The sequence below is a fragment of the Flavobacterium gillisiae genome, from assembly GCF_900107635.1.
Taxonomy (GTDB): domain Bacteria; phylum Bacteroidota; class Bacteroidia; order Flavobacteriales; family Flavobacteriaceae; genus Flavobacterium; species Flavobacterium gillisiae.
Map to the genome: position 1 here is coordinate 77,975 of NZ_FNRD01000012.1, position 18,335 is coordinate 96,309.

Annotated in this window: 12 protein-coding genes; 5 read left to right on the top strand and 7 right to left on the bottom strand. The window is 34.9% G+C overall.

Annotated elements, in window-relative coordinates:
* Positions 1 to 780 precede the first annotated feature (780 nt).
* Positions 781 to 999: a GntR family transcriptional regulator gene (locus BLV35_RS19555; RefSeq protein ID WP_245712083.1), complete on the bottom strand. Its 219-nt coding sequence runs from the start codon at positions 997 to 999 to the stop codon at positions 781 to 783.
* A 102-nt stretch (positions 1,000 to 1,101) separates the two neighbouring features.
* Here BLV35_RS19555 and BLV35_RS15380 point away from each other — a divergent pair, with 102 nt between their 5' ends.
* The 5 genes from BLV35_RS15380 to BLV35_RS15400 all read left to right on the top strand — a co-directional run bounded on the left by BLV35_RS15380 (position 1,102) and on the right by BLV35_RS15400 (position 7,338).
* A complete protein-coding gene (locus tag BLV35_RS15380; protein ID WP_091092250.1) occupies positions 1,102 to 1,425 on the top strand; it encodes an aldose epimerase family protein in 324 nt (107 codons plus the stop codon).
* Between the two features lie 234 nt (positions 1,426 to 1,659).
* Complete coding sequence (locus tag BLV35_RS15385; RefSeq protein WP_091092252.1) at positions 1,660 to 2,226, top strand: hypothetical protein; 567 nt, start codon at positions 1,660 to 1,662, stop codon at positions 2,224 to 2,226.
* A gap of 97 nt (positions 2,227 to 2,323) precedes the next feature.
* Positions 2,324 to 3,667, top strand: coding sequence for an alpha-L-fucosidase (locus BLV35_RS15390; RefSeq protein ID WP_091092255.1), 1,344 nt, complete (start codon positions 2,324 to 2,326; stop codon positions 3,665 to 3,667).
* Entirely contained in the window at positions 3,667 to 4,674 is a 1,008-nt protein-coding gene (gene galE / locus BLV35_RS15395; protein WP_091092258.1) for a UDP-glucose 4-epimerase GalE, read from the top strand. The genes BLV35_RS15390 and galE overlap by 1 nt, the downstream gene beginning before the upstream one ends.
* A gap of 153 nt (positions 4,675 to 4,827) precedes the next feature.
* A complete protein-coding gene (locus tag BLV35_RS15400) occupies positions 4,828 to 7,338 on the top strand; it encodes a glycosyl hydrolase (protein WP_091092260.1) in 2,511 nt (836 codons plus the stop codon).
* 461 nt (positions 7,339 to 7,799) lie between these two features.
* Here BLV35_RS15400 and BLV35_RS15405 read toward each other — a convergent pair whose 3' ends face one another.
* From BLV35_RS15405 to BLV35_RS15430, 6 genes are all read right to left on the bottom strand, one after another.
* Entirely contained in the window at positions 7,800 to 9,827 is a 2,028-nt protein-coding gene (locus BLV35_RS15405) for an alpha-L-arabinofuranosidase C-terminal domain-containing protein (protein WP_091092263.1), read from the bottom strand.
* Positions 9,828 to 9,955: 128 nt separating this feature from the next.
* Complete coding sequence (locus tag BLV35_RS15410) at positions 9,956 to 12,565, bottom strand: GH116 family glycosyl-hydrolase (RefSeq protein WP_091092266.1); 2,610 nt, start codon at positions 12,563 to 12,565, stop codon at positions 9,956 to 9,958.
* A 213-nt stretch (positions 12,566 to 12,778) separates the two neighbouring features.
* Positions 12,779 to 13,357 (bottom strand): DDE-type integrase/transposase/recombinase, encoded by a 579-nt coding sequence (locus BLV35_RS15415; protein WP_091092269.1) that lies wholly within the window; start codon positions 13,355 to 13,357, stop codon positions 12,779 to 12,781.
* A gap of 420 nt (positions 13,358 to 13,777) precedes the next feature.
* On the bottom strand, positions 13,778 to 14,773 hold the full coding sequence (locus BLV35_RS15420) for a DUF3078 domain-containing protein (RefSeq protein WP_317040181.1): 996 nt from the start codon (positions 14,771 to 14,773) through the stop codon (positions 13,778 to 13,780).
* 501 nt (positions 14,774 to 15,274) lie between these two features.
* Complete coding sequence (locus tag BLV35_RS15425; RefSeq protein ID WP_091092271.1) at positions 15,275 to 17,218, bottom strand: sialate O-acetylesterase; 1,944 nt, start codon at positions 17,216 to 17,218, stop codon at positions 15,275 to 15,277.
* Positions 17,219 to 17,275: 57 nt separating this feature from the next.
* The gene (locus BLV35_RS15430) at positions 17,276 to 18,295 is read right to left on the bottom strand and encodes an SGNH/GDSL hydrolase family protein (RefSeq protein ID WP_091092273.1); all 1,020 of its coding nucleotides are present in this window, start codon (positions 18,293 to 18,295) and stop codon (positions 17,276 to 17,278) included.
* Positions 18,296 to 18,335 lie beyond the last annotated feature (40 nt).

An 18,335-nucleotide genomic window follows, 5' to 3' on the forward strand; every position in this document is an offset into this window, starting at 1 on the left:
TGTGTCACAAAATTTTTAATAAAAACCATCTTTAGGATTCTTAATTTGTAAAGCTTTAAAATTGCAATAACAATTCTTTTTACATTTAGGAATATCGTGGTTTTATATTAGAGTAAATTCCTAAGTATTAACACACAGTTTTTATCTATTTGCTCCTCTTTGTTTTTTAAAATCATTAGTGCCAGCATACCCCTCATTGTTTCAAAATTAGTAGAAATAGTAGTAATTCTGTTTTCAACAACTTTTTTAAGAGGCGAATCATTGTAAGAGATAATTTCCCTTTTCAATAATTTCGTTATTAGTTGTAGCGTAAGTAAAAATCAGTAGAAAACTTTTCAAATCCTTCTCGCATGCTCTATTCTATTCTAAACCAAAGAAAAATCATAATTAATTCCTTTTTTTCAAAAGTTCAGGTTTTACTTTTATTAGAGCTTCTTAGATATCGTTTGGGTATTTCTTGGTACACTGGATAAATACGTTTTTAGTTTAGGGTTTGTTTGATCTAATATTTACACTTCTTTAACTGGTAGGGTTTTTATAATTGATGAAGCTTCAGATAAATTTGTTGGCATGATGCTATATTTGATATAATTTCCATTTAAATTATTTATCACTTTCTCAAAAGTTCAATATTGGAATGACGAATAAAACATCAACCTGAACTCCTGAACATTTGCTCGTCAAAAAGGAATTGTATATAACTTCATTGAAGATCTTTAACCATCAAATAAAAAAATATTTTGTTTTATGGTAGTTTCATTACTTTTTATATAATATCCCTTACCAGGAATAGCATAGATAATTACTCCTTTTTTTAAATTCGTCATACGCCTGAAGCACAGTGTCTCTAGACAAGGACTGTTCCATACACACCTTGTTTACTGATGGTAATTTTTCTCCTTTTTTAAGATTTTCTTCCTCAATTGCCTTTTCTACTGAGTGAATAATTTGTTTGTATTTTGGAATACCCAAATTATTTTGAATCGAAATTATTTTCATAATACAGGGAATTTTATCGCAAGACACATAAACCGGTAGGTGCTGGTATGTTAAAATGTATTTTTGTTTTACTTTTGATTTTCAGCATTTAATAAAAAAAGAATGAAAACAAAACACATATCACATTTAATATCTAATTATTTAGTGAAATTCTTCGGTTTATTAGCTAACGGAGATAGCGTTCGCTCTTGTGAATTAACAAATAAAAAAGGCATGTCGCTACAGCTAATTGATTTAGGTGCTGCAGTTTCATCATTAAAAATACCTTTAAAGAATGGAGAAGTTATTGATGTCGTTTTGGGATTTGACACATTAGATGATTATGTAGCATCTTATAATTTACAAAGCGCACCTTACTTTAGTGCTACTGTAGGACGGTTTGCAGGCCGCATCAATAAAGGCCGATTTGTTTTGAATGGCAAATAAACACAATTAAATATAAACAACGGAGAGCATTCCCTTCATGGCGGCCCTAATAGCTACCCAACGCTTTTGTACAATGCCATGATAAGTCCATTGATTCCTTATGCTTTTCAAGGGGTTTTATGGTATCAAGGTGAATCGAATACGGATAGAGCATTTCAGTATAGAAAAGCATTTCCTTTAATGATTTCAGACTGGAGACAAAAATGAAATCAAGGTGATTTTCCTTTTTACTTTGTGCAGTTAGCTAGTTTTAATGCGTCCAATGGCAACAGCACCAAAGGAAGTAAGTGGGCGGAATTGCGTGAAGCGCAAACAGCAACGTTGCAATTCCCTAATACAGGTATGGCAGTAACTACTGATATTGGAAATCCTATGGACATTCATCCAACAAACAAACAGGATGTAGGGAGCCGTTTATCAGCCATTGCATTAAATACTATTTATAATAAAAAGAGAGTTTTTAGCGGACCAGTTTATAAGTCCATGAAAACAGAAGGAAATCAAGCTACATTAACCTTTGAAAATATTGGAAGTGGGTTGTCTACAAGAGATAAATACGGATTTGTTAAAGGTTTTGAAGTTGCAGGAGCAGATAAAATATTTTATTATGCCACCGCTTATATTAAGAACAACAAGGTAATTGTTTTTAGTGATAAAGTTAAAAACCCTATTGCTGTTCGTTTTGGCTGGGCAGATGATGCAAGAGATGATAATCTTTATAACAAAGAAGAGTTCCCTGCGGGACCTTTCAGAACAGATGATTGGGAAATAATAATATCAAGTGAAAAATTTAGATTGTAAGTTATAATTTGAATTGCTAGATCCTTTTACAAAGTTTCGTAACACTTGAAGTAAATTTAAAAAGGTCAACCTATATCAGTATAATACAAATTAATAAATGAATCAAGTAATCAAACTAGTCTTTATTTTCTGTTGTGCATTCCTTTCGGTTTTGCAAACACGCGCTCAAAAAAGTGAGAATAATGGGAAAGCCAGTCCTTTATATCAAAACAACCCAAAACTGGATTGGTTTCGCGATGCCAAGCTGGGCTTGTTTATGCACTGGGGACCATCCAGTGTAAAAGGAACTGAAATAAGCTGGTCGAGGCAGGATCATCCTTTCGATCATCCTGGAGAAGGACCATTTGTACCTAATGACGAATATGACAACCTATATAAAAGTTTTAATCCGCTAAAATTTGATGCTGATGAATGGATGAAACTGGCGAAAAAAGCAGGTTTTAGATACGTTGTTTTTACGACAAAACACCACGATGGATTTTCAAACTGGCACACCAAACTCAGGGATTATAACATTGCAAATACCCCATTTAAACGCGATATCTGCAAAGAGCTTTCCGATGCTGCTCATAAATATGGTTTGAAACTGGGATGGTACTATTCAACCCGAGACTGGTCGCATCCCGATTACCTGGTGGGTGATAATAAAAAATATAACGATTTTTATGAAGGACAGGTGCGTGAGCTGCTAACCAATTACGGGAAAGTAGATATTGTTTGGTTCGATCATGTGGCCGGCAACTGGGGCGATTACACCTTTCAGCAATTGTTCGATATGATGTATTCGCTTCAAGGGAAAACCCTTTTGGTAAATGACCGTGGAGCCAGATTTGTGAAAGGAGCGAAGGATGCTCCCCCAAGTGAAGAACTTCAGAAACTGGTAGAGGGCGATTTTGATACACCTGAGCAAAAAATCGGTAAGTTCCAAACCGATCAGGCATGGGAGTCGTGCATGACCATGACCAAATGTGTTGATGGGGGCGGCTGGTCGTACCGTCCTGATGGAAAAACCATGCCGTTCAAAGAAGTCATTCAAACGCTGGTTCAAACAGTAACTGGCGATGGGAACCTGCTACTCAATGTGGGTCCGCTCCCAACCGGAGAATTTCCTGCCGACCAAATTGCTATTCTTAAAAAAATAGGGAAATGGCTTCTAAAGAACGGAGAAAGCATTTATGGAACACGTGGTGGCCCGATTGCTAATGGAGAATGGGGAGGAATGACTTTCAAGGGAAATAAAATTTACTTGCATATTTTGAAATGGCCTGAAGATGGTTCGCCACTCGTATTACCAACACTTGATAAAAAAATAGTTAGCAGTAAAGGATTAAATGTGAAGAATCCTGTTGTTAAACAAACTTCAAAAGGAACTGAAATTGATTTGCATGCGAACAAGAGGGATGAAATTGATTCAATAATTGTTTTGGAAATAAATAAATAATGAAAATATTAGTAACGGGAGGCTTAGGCTTTATAGGCTCGCATGTTGTTGCAGAGCTTCAGAATGAAGGCTTTGAAGTGGTTATTATAGATAATCTTTCAAATTCAACAATAGATGTTTTAGAAGGTATAATTGCTATAACGGGTATTGAACTTGTTTTTGAAAAAATTGACTTAAGAGATAAATCATTGGTAGTCGATTTTTTTAAAAGACATCATGATATTAACGGCGTGATTCACTTTGCGGCTTCAAAAGCTGTTGGAGAAAGTGTTGAACTGCCTTTATTGTATTATGAAAACAATCTTAACACCTTGATTTATTTGCTGCAGGAACTCCAAAAGAAAGAATCTGCAAATTTCATTTTTAGTTCTTCCTGTACAGTATATGGACAGGCAGATTCGCTTCCAATAACAGAATCAGCACCCATAAAAAAAGCAGCATCGCCTTATGGAAATACAAAACAAATAGGGGAAGAAATTATTTTGGATACATGTAAAGTTGTCCCTAACTTAAATGCGATTGCTTTGCGGTATTTTAATCCGATTGGAGCTCATGAATCTATAAGAATTGGAGAGCTGCCATTGGGTACACCTCAAAACTTAGTACCATTTATTACACAGACAGCCATCGGTAAAAGAACGCAGTTATCTGTTTTTGGAGATGATTATCCGACTGAGGATGGCACCTGTGTTAGAGACTATATCCATGTAGTAGATTTAGCTAAGGCACATGTGATGGCTCTTACACGATTGATTAATGGTTCTAATAAAGACAATTTTGAAGTATTTAATATTGGGACAGGTAAAGGGAGTTCTGTACTTGAAGTAATCCATACTTTTGAAGAGGTTTCAGGTAAAAAACTGAATTACAAGATCGTTGGGCGACGAGAAGGCGATGTGATTTCAGCTTATGCCGATACCCATAAAGCAAATACTATTTTGAAATGGAATGCCAAGTTGAATTTAAAAGACGCATTGTTATCTGCCTGGAAGTGGGAGAATAAATAACATGTAAAGAAACTAAAAACTAGTTGTATTTTTTATTACTAATCAACATATACCAGTATAATACAGAAATCAAAAAACTAAAATACTTTGTTGCGTTAGAACGTTGAATCCAAGTACTCAAATACAAAACGAAGAATTATAAATAAATATCCTATGAGAAAAATTACTTTTATTATCACTTGTTTTACTGTTTTAATAGTTACTTCACTTCATGCACAAGGTTTTAATGATAGCCTTACGAGAACTATAACTGATCCGGCCAAGGCTTTTCTAAATCCACCTGAAAGCGCAAAACCAGGAGTTTTATGGATGTGGATGGGATCAAATTTGAGCAAAGAAGGCATTACGAAAGACTTGGAGGCATTGAAAAAAGCAGGATTTAACAGAACCACCATGTTTAGTCTTGCTGATATAACAACTCCATGGGCTGGCGAAATTAAAAATAGCCCAACTCCTGAATTTATTTCATGGACTGAACCCTGGTGGAAACTCGTTCGGTATGCAGCCGAAGAATCAAAGCGCTTAGGCATGGACTTTGGTATGTTCAATGGCCCGGGCTATGAATCAAGTGGTGGCCCCTGGATATCACCTGAATTATCGATGCAGGAAATTTGTTTCAGCGAAACAAAAATAACGGGCAATACTAACACTAGGATACAATTGAAAAAACCTGAAGTAAATCCAATAGGTCATACTCCTTATCCCATCTACAATGGTGACAATGGTTTGGTAGAAATTCCGGAAGTAGCGGCCAGGAAAACTTTCTATAAAGATATTTGTGTGTTGGCACTTCCTGCAACAGGCATTGTGCCTTTGGAAAGTGTTATAGATATTTCAAAATTTATGCTACCCAATGGTGAATTGGATTGGACTGCACCCCCTGGCGAATGGATTATCTATAGGTTTGGGCATACTACTACAGGCACTTATATACAACCTGCTCAATGGAAAGCCACTGGCTTGGAATGTGATAAAATGAGTGAAGCTGCAGTTTCTTTTCATATCAATCATGTTATTACAGAGATAAAAAAACATTTGGGGGATTTAATCGGCACTGGATTTACGCATGTGCATTTTGATAGTTATGAAGCAGGCGATCCTTCCTGGACGCCCAAAATGAGTGAAGAATTTTCAGAACGAAGAGGTTACAACCTTCTTCCATATCTACCCATATTTGCTGGTCGTACGATTAACAGCCATGAAGACTCAGTAAAACTCAAAGATGATTTTAATGCAACTATAAAAGACTTACATAAAGACATCTACTTTACCACGCTATCAAAAAAATTAAAAGAAAATGGCCTTACATTTTTATGTGAACCATACGGTGGCCCTTGGCGACAGAACGAAATAATGCCTTTGATACATAATGTGATGACCGAATTTTGGACAAATGATGGAGAGTACGCCCCTTATGAACTTGATCCAACCGTGGCTGCATTAAGAAAATCCGGGCAAAATATTATTGAAGCTGAAGCATTTACAGGCCAACCCAGTGATAGCAAATGGAATGAAACGCCTGAATGGCTAAAACCCATTGGTGATGCAGCCTTTTGTGCGGGCGTAAACAATTTGGTTTTACACCGCTTTGTTCATCAGGCATGGGACGATAAATACAAACCTGCAGCTACAATGGGTCGTTGGGGAACACACTTTGATCGCACTCAAACCTGGTGGGAGCCTGGTAAGGCAATGGTAAAATATTGGCAGCGGTGTCAGGCATTGTTGCAATGGGGGAGAATAGCTAAACCTGTTGAAAATGATCTGATAATTAGTACTAAGGATAGTATCACCGTAAATTCTATTCATCGGAAGGAAGGCAATACTAATATTTATTTCATTGCCAATACTTCAAGAAATACTGGAACAGCAACATGTACTTTCAAAGTGTCAGGGATGCAACCAGAACTGTGGAATCCTGTAACAGCAACCATGAAAGACCTTTTTCAATTTGTTGATAAAAATGGCTCAACTTCAGTGACAATACCATTTGATAAAGCACAAAGTTTTTTTATTGTTTTTCGAAAAAAACAGACTAGCTCTGTTTTAAGTAAAAAAAATGACTTCCCTTCAACTACACTATTAACCACATTAGAAGGAGCCTGGCAAGTGCAATTTGACAGTGCATGGGGTGGCCCAGCAAAACAAGTAGTATTTGATGATTTACAAGATTGGATAAATAATCATAACAAAGGCATTAAATATTATAGTGGAACAGCTGTTTATACCAAAACTTTCGACCTAACCGCTAAAGAATTTAAACAAACAGTTTTCCCAATATTTCTTGATTTAGGCGTTGTTAAAAATATCGCCCGTGTAATCTTGAATGGAAAAGATTTAGGAGTTGTGTGGACTGCCCCCTGGCAAATTCAACTACCGCATGAAATATTAAAAAATTCGCATAATAAATTAGTTATTGAAGTCACCAATGTATGGGCAAACCGTCTAATTGGAGATGAACAAGAGCCATCTGATTCTAATTGGTTGCCGGGTCATATTGACAATGGAAAATATTTAAAAGAATTTCCTGAATGGTTTTTAAAAAAACAACCCCGCCCATCAAAAAACAGGTATTGTTTTACAACCTGGAATTATTTTACTAAAGAATCTGAGCTGTCAAGTTCTGGTCTGTTAGGTCCGGTGCAGATAATTATGGAGGAATGAATTCAAATGAAATAAAAACTGTGTCCAACATGGCATAAATTTAATTGCGGCAGAAGCACTAATTTTAAAGGGTTGTACTTAAATTAAAAGGCGGTACGGCTTGAAAGGAAAGTGCTTCGGAATCCCCAACTAAACTCATGCATATCATTAGGCAACATTAGAAAGACTGTACTTTCCTGAAATAGGTTGACTAAAAATTATAGCTTATAAAACCCCTAAAGAAATAATGCAACATGAACTAAAAATTGTAACTTAGTAAAATCAACAAACTAAAACACTTTGTTGCGTTAGAACGTTGAATCCAATTTGTTTAAAAACTAATTTGTAAATACATCGCTCGTTTTAATAACTGTAGAAAATATAAAAAAATGATTTGGATTTATTACTAAACCAAATCATTTTTTAATACTTACACCGTTTTTGGTACAATGTCGGTTTCAATATAAGTTTTATGGTGAAACTTATATTTTTACTTTTATAACATTCATAGATTGACTTGGTAATTCAATCTTTATTTCTCCTCCTTTAATTTCAAAGTCTATTGTTTTTAACCCAATATTCTGAGGATTATCAAAAGAATTTTCTGAAGCTAAATCATCATTTTTTAAAGATGTAATAATTCCTTTTCTATTTATAGAAGCTCCTTTTAATGAAATAACTAAAGTCTGTTTTCCTTTACTTGTATTTACGGCTTTGATGATGAGTTCATTTGTATTTATATCTTTTACAGCTGATGCATATAAATCATGCTGCCCTGTTAAGGGTTTACCATCCTCGGTTATTGCTAACAAATCGGTTCCTGGATTATTTGCATATAATTTTTGAACATAATAACTTGGTGTTCCGTAAGACTGTAAATTATTAAACCAAATTAAATCTGGTGTCCATTGCCAACCATCAGCATGTGCCATTAAAGGCGCATAAGATGTTAACGTTACCACTTCTGCATTACGTTCTAAGCCTGTCATAAATGCCGCCTCAGACAAAGCACATTCCCAGTTGTTTTTATTCTCTGGGCTTGTGGTTCCTATACTTTGCGCCGCATATTCTCCAGCAAAAACTTTTGGTCCTTTTCTATCATAATTGTCATATCTAGTGGCATTTTCTCTAAACCAATTTGGTGCTGCATAGTAATGCTCATCAACAATTTCTACATTTAATTTCTTTAGTTCTTCCCAGCCATAATCAAAATAGTCACCTTCTGGGAATGGTCCACTTCCGGAAACAATTACAATTTCTGGATATCTAGACTTAATTGATTTTTCAAAAACTTTGTATCGCTCTATATAGGCTGGCCCCCATTGCTCGTTTCCAATCCCTATATATTTCATGTTAAAAGGCTCTGGGTGTCCCATACCTGCTCTTATTTTACCCCATTGACTTGTAACACTCCCGTTAGCAAATTCAATTAAATCAAGAGCGTCTTGTACATAAGGTTCTAATTGATCCAATGGGACTAATTCGCCCGTGATGAATTGACAAGCTACTCCACAACTTAGAATTGGCAAAGGAGTTGCACCTAGATCTTCAGATAATTGAAAATATTCAAAGAAACCGATACCGAAACTTTGGTAATAATCAGGAGCTGGTCTGTGTTTAAAATTGGTATTCCATAGGTTTATCAATAGTTCTCTATCTTCAATATTTCCAATTGTTTTTTTCCATTGGTATCGTTTATCCAACGCTGTACCTTCTACGATACAACCGCCCGGAAACCTTAAAAACCCTGGATTCATTCCATCCAATAACTCAACAATATCTTTACGGAGTCCTTTCTTTCTACCTTTCCAGGTGTCTTCAGGAAATAACGAAATCATATCTAAATTAATTACACCCGAGCCCTCAAAGGTAATTTTCAGTTTTGCTTTCAAAACCGTTTTTGTTGCAATTAATTGTGCTTGGTAGTTTTTCCAGCCACTATGATCTACTGAGATTGATGTTTCACCAACTACAGCTCCTGTTTCTTCTATAAATTGGAATTTTATTTTTTTAATGTTTCCACGCTGTTTTGCAGCATCTATAGTCAAGTTGTATTTGGCATCTATTTTTATACCCATACTTCTAAACCCTTCGTTAATTAACTCATATTTAGAACCATTAACTTTTACACTTGCATAGTTATGATTGCTATTCTCCTCTGAATTTTTTACAATGCTCAAAATTCCAGACTCTTTATTAAACTTATGGATGTCGCTATTTGGTTGTAGCCATCCTGTTTTTGGTTGCGGGAACTCGAATGAACGGTTCTTTATCATTTCGGCGTACAAACCACCATCAGCGGCAAAATTGATGTCCTCAAAGAATATTCCATACATAGTTGGCTGAATTTTAACTCCTGTTTCTTTAAAATCCACTACCAAACTTCTGGATTCGTTGGGTGTTAAAGCTGTTTCAGAAATTGAACTATCCTCGCCTTTATCTTTACAACTAAATAACCCAACTATAAGTAAAGCTGTTACAAGGATAAGTTTTAAATTTGATTTTCTCATTTATTTAATTAATTAATTTATTTTACAATGTCGGCTCATATATCAAAATATTTTTAATAATGACTATGCTGTACATATTAGGATGCTAATAAATAACGCTACTACGGTTACAGTTAATTTAAAATTTTTCATTTGTTCATAATTTTATACTTAAACGCTGCACTTACACCTTCACCAATTAAATTGGTCTTTTTGAAAGTATGCACTTTATACTTTCCTAATTGAAATGTATTTAATGCTACTTGTCCATGAAGCACTTCAAGGGTGACCTTATAATCATCTCCATCTTTCGTTATCTCACACATCCCCCAGGCGCTGCCATTTGACCAAAAATAGTTACCGGGTTTATCGGTGAATTTGATGGATCTATCCACTGCTGAATAAAGGAATCCACTTTCTGCAATAATCCCTGCCCAAGAAGCCATGGCACGTGCATAATGATGACCACATTCAGCTTCGTCAAAAGGATTTCTACGTTGTCCATCATAGCGATCTCTTATGTTTTTTATAGTTTCTAAACCTTTCTGTTCCATACCCTCATATAGCATACCTATTCCTGCTGTGTATTCAAAACCCGTCATAACTTCTGACCAGTACGGAAATGGGATTTTCGGGCGCCCTCCATTCGGCCAGCTGGCCATTAGCAAAGCCTTTTCATCTCCCATAGCATAGGAACGCATATTGTTAAAATGCTCAAACATGCTTTCTCTTTTGTTGTATTTTAGAATACTTTGTAAGGCAGTTTTTACGTTTTCTTCTTTTACCAAATACCCCAAGCCTAATACATGAGCCATGTATTGTCCCACTAACTGATCTACTAAGCAACCCGTTTCCAATTGGTAGTAGGGATCTTCTAAATCAAGATGTTTTAAACGATCATCTCCCACCAAGCCTTTTGCGATTGCATCTTTGCTTTCGGGTACTTGTATTTTATGTACGTAGTATTCTCCGTTAAATAGATTGGCATCTGTCCATTCAGATCCATACTCAAATAATTTTTTACATTTCTTAGCGAAGGATTTATCATTCATGTGTAAGGCCATTTTTTCAGCCGCTTTTAGGGCGCCCAAATACCACAGTTGCATTTGTGGATTTGGCCCATAATATTCCACGTCCATGGTGTTATGCTGCACACCTTCCATCACACCATCTACATTACCATCCCAACCATTTTCTATCCAGGCATAAGCCAATACAGCTTTTATTTTTGTCCAATGTTTCTTTAAGAATTCTGAATCACCCGACAATTGCCAATCACGATAAAATTTCATGATAGTTCCCATTTGTCCGTCTGCAGCAGCCAATTCAATCCCTGACATCTCTTTTTCTAAAGGAAGTTTGGTTCTAAAGCCCATATGACCATCTTCTCCTGCGGCATATTCAAATTCTACTTCGCGCATGGTTCTGGCCAATTCATTAAAAAGAAACGGGGTAGCTTGTTCATAATTCCAAACATGAGTACAAGATCCAAAACACGATCCTTTTCGATCCATTACACCTTCCCAACCAAACATTTTGCCATCTTCAATACGAAACACAGTTTGAGATCGCAAAGTACTAAGGTTAAATAGCGCGGACTCTTTTATTTCCTGTGGATAGGTACTGCTAAGCAAGGAGTTAACAAAAGTGAGCGTCTTTTCCGTTAATTCCGGAAGTCGGTCAACTTCTTTTTCAATCACATCCCAAGCATCAGTGTATTGAGTTGTATAATAGTTGCGAAGTTTCTCTGCTGACCAAGCATATCGGTTAGGAAAATGCCAAGTGAGGTAAAATGTAAAACTTTTGGTTTCGCCAGCTTTCAATGTTTTAAATACAGCTAAAGAAGCCATTGGATCTAAGTCTTTCTGTTCATCCTTTTCAATTAACAAACCATCTTCACTAAAGTCATCCCAAAAATTAAGTATTGCGTTGGACCAATCATTTTTAGTACTGCTTGTTCTATAGCTAATTTTTCCTTCTTTCTCATTTGGTGTCGAAAGCGCGAAAGTTCCCCAAGCGGCATCATCTTTATCTACACCTTCCGAGTACATATAAATGCCTTGAACTTTTTCAGTTGATTTATATTCATTTTTGTTATTTTTCTCTCCAATTGGTATAAAATCACCTTTCCAATCGGAGGTATGCTTACTGCCATCTTTCCCTATAAAATTTCGAATATTTCCTGAAATAGAAACTTCGATTTCTTCATTACTTGTGTTTTCTACTTCATATTTTAGTATTCCAATCGGAATTCCAGAAGCATCAGCATCTGCTGGAATAAAAGGATTGTATCCTACCACCTTCACGTTTACTGGCATGGTTTTATCAGATAGATTTACAATTCCAAACGGATAGGTAGATTCGAAGGAGGCATTTCTAAACCGAGGTAAACCATGATGATTGACAGATCTTCCTTCGTAGTGCTGATAGTCGGCAGGATCAATAGGACCTAAAAGTGCTTTTGTTTTGGAATGTTCATTTTTTTTCTTGGTGTATATGGCAAAAAAAGGCGCGTCGTTACCTGTGGTAACGGTACTGTATCCTTTTGCGGGAACATTCATTACTTCCCAATCTCTCAATTCACCAGAACCTCCTAAAGAAAAAGTTCCAGTTCCTATACCTCCCAAGGGCAAAGCAATTCGATGCAAATGATTTTGGTCATAACTTTTTAAAATACTGATTCTTTTACTCAGTAGATCAGTTTGTGCAAAAAGACTACTTGTAAATACTAAAATACTTGATAAAAATAGATACTTCATAATTTTTTAATTAATTTATAATTATTTTTACGATCGAAGTCTTACGTTTTTCAGATATTGCTTTCACCTCAATAACTGTAGCTTCATCTGTAGCTTGAATTAACAATAAACATTTCTCATTAAAGGCTTTGCCATAATTTTATTTAATTGCTTTTATAGTATATGTTTAAGATAAATCAACTGGCTTTATTCTAAATTCTTCGTGTGCCTAAATTAGTCGTCCCTTCTTTTACAAGCATATTGGATGCCTCTGTCAGAGTGAAAAATCAATCCTTTTTCAGGAGTTCTATCGGTAACAGCCATTTTCAATGCCGCTATTGCAGTCTCTTCAGTATTCATTCCATCACTTAAACTCCATCCTATAATTTTTCTATCATACAAATCCAGAACGGTTGTTAAATACAAAAACCCTTCTTTGGTATGGATATAAGTACTATCAGAAACCCACGCTTTTGCTGGGTCAGCGACTAAAAATGCTCTATCTAATACATTTGGAACTACCAAATAATGATGTGTTGAATTCGTTGCAATCCTAAATTTAATAGTTAATCTGATTCTCAAACCTAGTTTATTAATATATCTAACCATTGTAATCCTAAATACTTTTGTTCCTGTAAAATTTAACTCAGCCTTTTTTATAGGTCCACCATAACGCTGTTTTGATTCGAAATAAATAGAAGTTAATTTTTCTTTTATAATAATAACTCTTTGTTTTTCTCTCTCAAACACGCTGAGTTTTCCAATCATAATAACTACTTCGACCACCTTATAATACCTGACATATCTTTTCATTGTTTTTGATGAAAGTATAAATCATCGTCCGTTCTTCCAAAAGACACCTATTGCTTTTTCTAATATGTCAAGTTCTAAATCCGCATACCTAAGTTTTCTTTCAAGTTCAGCTATTTGTTCCTGTTTTGGAGTATGCTTTAGCCTGCCATTACCTGGAAAGCTTCCTGCCCCAAACTCTTGGACCTCTTTTCTATATTTGTATTACTGTGACGCAGTAATTCTTAGCTAACGAGCTAACGATGATTTATTTCTTTCATAACTCAATCATACAACTTTCTCCATAAAAGCTCGGTCGTAAACCTTGTGCATCTGTTTCATAAATTACGAACTAAGATTTTATTCTTAACTCCATCTGCGGGCTAAGTTAGCATGTCCAGCACTAGTTTTTTTGAAACTATCGCTAGAAATAAAAGGTATTAATTAGAAATCATAAACAATTCCCAATCCTAAAACTTGTTTTAACTGTAGTTTTGGACCAACGGTGACTTGCTCTCCGTTTACTTCTTCTTTGGCTTTTATGTCATCATCATAGATAATATGAATTCCAATGTTTGTTTTTACATGTTCGTTTACCACTAATTCTAATGAAAGGTCATTATCGACATCAATGTTGCCAAATTTATTTATATAATCCGAATACAAACTAATTCTGTTTTCAATAATGATGTTTTTGACGATTTCTTTTTTATAAAAACCCGTTAATAGAAAACCAAGTTCCACTTTTGACTTCTCTCCTTCAGCAATCAAGTTTCTATTCAAATCATATATTGCTTTTTTAACACCAAAAGAACCTTGATTAGCTAATATTTGATCTAATACCATTGTTGTTTTTGATGTGAAAGGCGATAGATAAAGTAATTTATGTTTGTCTTTTGTGGCATATTCCGCCCCAATTCCTAAAAAAATATAAGCGGGTGCAAATGGTCTTGATATGGACATTTCCTTATTTGGATATGCAAATCCATCAGTGAATTGAGTCCAAAAATTAAATTTTGCAGTATGGTACCAGTTCGATAATGTATCTTTACGATAGCCTAAAGTAGAATTTAGCTGCATCGCATCTTCTGTTTTTCGCAACTCAATTCCATCCTGTTTATTCAAGCCATAACGTACTATTAATTCATTTGTCCAACTGTACTTATCTTTAGTATAAGTCCTGTTAAATCTTGCCTTTATTAACCCTGAAACCGAGCTGTTTCCACCCGCATTCCAATTGACAAAAGCTATTTCAGAGATGTCAAATCCAATTCGGTTTTTTTTGACCCAATGAGAAAGAGTATCTAGCTCGACTTTTCTGGAGCCGCCTAGAGTAGTAATAATTTTTTGGGGAAACATATTCGCCGAAAATAACAATACAAAAAACGGTAAATATAAAAACAGTGCCTTCGTGATCATTTTCTTGTACTTACTGGACATAAAAAAATAAATTTATTCAGTTGAAAACTATTTATAAATGTTTAATGTAAATATTGCAATATTGTTAAAATTGTTACACAGATAAGTGCTCTATAAACTCATCAAGAACTCTAAGTAACTATATCTGTTGTATCCCCATGTTATCTCTACAAACTCTAAAATTTTACTTCTTGCCGATTCCTAAACTACAACCTATTAATTTTCCCTTTTAATAATCCAGAAATGAAGATCTTTTCACTGGCGTTCCAATTGACAAAAGTATCTGGCTCGACTTTTTTCGGGCCGTTTATAGTAGTAATAATTTTCTAAGAAAATAAATTTACAAAGAACAGTAATAGACGAGTTGCATCTTATTTAAAAATAAATTAGCTAAACAAAAAAAGGCGGCCCATAATTAAATGTAATCGCCCTTTCAAACTAACTAAACTCAAACTATACTTTTTAGATTTACTTCAAGTGTTACGAAACCTCCTATAGGAATTTAGCAATTCAAGCTCTTACTTACAATCTGTATTTTTGACTTGATGTTATTATTTCCCAATCATCTGTTCTGAAAGGTGCCGCAGGGAAGTCTTCCTTGTTATAAAGATTATCATCACTTGCATCATCTGCCCAGCCAAAACGAACAGCAACCGGGTTTTTAACTTTATCACTAAAAACAATTACTGTATTATTCTTAATATAAGCTGTTGCGTAATAAAATATTTTATCTGCTCCTGCAACTTCAAAACCTTTAATAAATCCATATTTATCTGTTGTAGACAATCCACTTCCAATATTTTCAAAGGTTAATGTCGCTTGATTTCCTTCTGTTTTCATGGACTTATAAACTGGTCCGCTAAAAACCCTCTTTTTATTATAAATAGTATTTAACGCAATGGCTGATAAACGATTCCCTACATCCTGTTTGTTTGTTGGATGAATGTCCATGGGATTTCCAATATCAGTAGTTACGGCCATACCAGTATTGGGTAATTGCAAAGTTGCCGTTTGCGCTTCACGCAATTCCGCCCATTTACTTCCTTTGGCACTATTGCCATCAAACGCATTAAAACTGGCTAACTGTACAAAGTAAAAAGGAAAATCACCTTGATTCCATTTTTGTCTCCAGTCCGAAATCAGTAAAGGAAATGCTTTTCTATACTGAAATGCTCTATCTGCATTCGATTCACCTTGATACCATAAAACCCCCTGAAAAGCATAAGGAATCAATGGACTTATCATGGCATTGTACAAAAGTGTTGGGTAACTATTAGGGCCTAAACTACTAACAACTTTAACTACTTTATATTTCCATTTTCCATCTAATGGAATGGTATTAATATCAGTAATCAATTTTAAATCTGAGCCTTCTCCGTAAATTCCTCCACCTCCAGCATTGTCAACCACTCTTACGGCTATTGTGTTTTTACCTTCTTTTAAAAGTCCTGCTGGAATGGTGTATTCTCTTTTGACATTATACATATTATTTCTACCTATTTCAACACCATTCACATAGGTAATGTCTTCGTCATCAATTTTCGCTAATTTTAAAAAAGCTCCCTTTTGTACATCAATTCCAGATAACACAATTGTTTTTCGCATCCAAACTACCCCATCTAATTGACCTACTCCTTGATTTTCCCATAAGTCAGGAACATTCATCTCTAACCAATTACTATCACTATAGGATGGTTCTAAATACTCCTTTTCATTTACTTGACTTACTTTGCCATTTTGTAATTTTTCTATTCGATCCTCTATTGACTTGCTTAGTGACTTAGCAATGGTATCTATATTAAAATAAGGCATTCCTGAAATCATTGCTTTAAATTCCGAACTATTCTCAAAAGCTTCACGACTCGTCCAAGTCTCTACCATGGTACCTCCCCAAGAACTATGAATAATTCCTATTGGAATTTTAAGTTCTTGATATAGTTTTTTAGCAAAAAAATAACCTACTCCTGTAAAATCTCCCACTGTTGATTTATTACAAACTTCCCATTTTCCAGATTTAATGTATTCTTTTGGAGTGGTACTCATATCATTCTCCACCTTAAAATGATGGATCATCGGATAATTGGCATCGTTTCTTTCAGATTCAAAATTCTGCGCTTGTTTTACTGTAAGCTCCATGTTAGATTGTCCACTGCAAATCCAAACTTCACCAACCAAAACGTTTTTGATGACAATCTTGTTTTTTCCTTTTAAAGATAATTCAAACGGTCCGCCAGCAATTTCGGCATCTAATTTCACCGACCACTTCCCGTTCTTATCCGCTTTTATAGTTTTAGTTTGTTTGTTAAAATGGATTTCAATTTTTTCATTGGCATCCGCCCAACCCCAAACAGGAATAGGTTTATTTCTTTGCAAAACCATTCCGTCAGAAAATAATAGTGGTAATCGCACATTGGCATTGGCACAAAAACTACAGATAATTAAAAGTAGCGCTAGATTTTTTTTCATAATTTGATTTATTTTTTTATACTTACTTTTATTATACTTTGATAGAAATTCATTTTACTACTTAACTAGATATTCTCTCAAAATAATCTTCAGTTTTTTTGCAATCTTTACATGACCTTCATCATTGGGATGCGTTCCATCAGGTAAATCTACGTCCTTTGATACCCATCCCTCAGTGCTGATGTAATGCATTTTAGTTTCGCCTTTGTCTATATGTTGCTTAACTGCAGTTTCAGTTTCTTCAGTATAAAACCCTCCAAAAGTCTGAAGTACAACTATTTCACAGCTTGGGAATTTGCTCCTTACATTGGCTAAAAAATCAACATACGTTTTTTGAAAAACATCATTTGGTACTCTAAGATTATGGTCATTGGTACCTAGATTGATAACTATTAATTTTGGAGTATAGGTTTTAAAATTCCAAAAAGGATTTTCTTCATTATTGGGTTGTTTTAGTAAAAAGTATTGAACACTTTGTCCATGTTTTGGTGCCCAATTAGCATCGTAACGATAACCATCTACCAATGTAATCCCTGGCTGAGATATTTGAGTATGATCAACATCTAGGGATTCCCCAGTCAGCCAAGCAAAAGAGGATAAATTATTTTTTGTTGTTGTTTGCCCAGAAGTAATAGAATTGCCTATAAATTCTATAATTTCTTTTTTGGGCTGTTTAAGTGTTTTCCCTCCTTTATCCAAAAGTAATCCCTGAAATTGAATTTCATCTCCAGTATAATTAGCTGCTACACGCAAAGTGTGGTTTTCACCTTCTAAATCACTTAAAGTAAGATTTACGATTCCATTCGCTTCAGTGTATTTCACATCCTCTTTTCCATCAATACTCACGTAAATATTTACAGCACTAGCCAATTTTATCTGAACTGTTTTCCCTGTAAATAAAACCTTAAAATAAGCTCCTCCCCAATAACTATGAAACACTGTTGCATTACTCTTGTCCCAACGACCGATATACTGAATATTTGTATCTTTTAATGAACCATCTCCAACACTAGCAATCACTGTGTTAAATGATACTATAAATAAAACTAACCAAAGAATACTTCTAGAATTTTTCATATATTACAATAAATCATATTATTATTTAACTATTTTTACT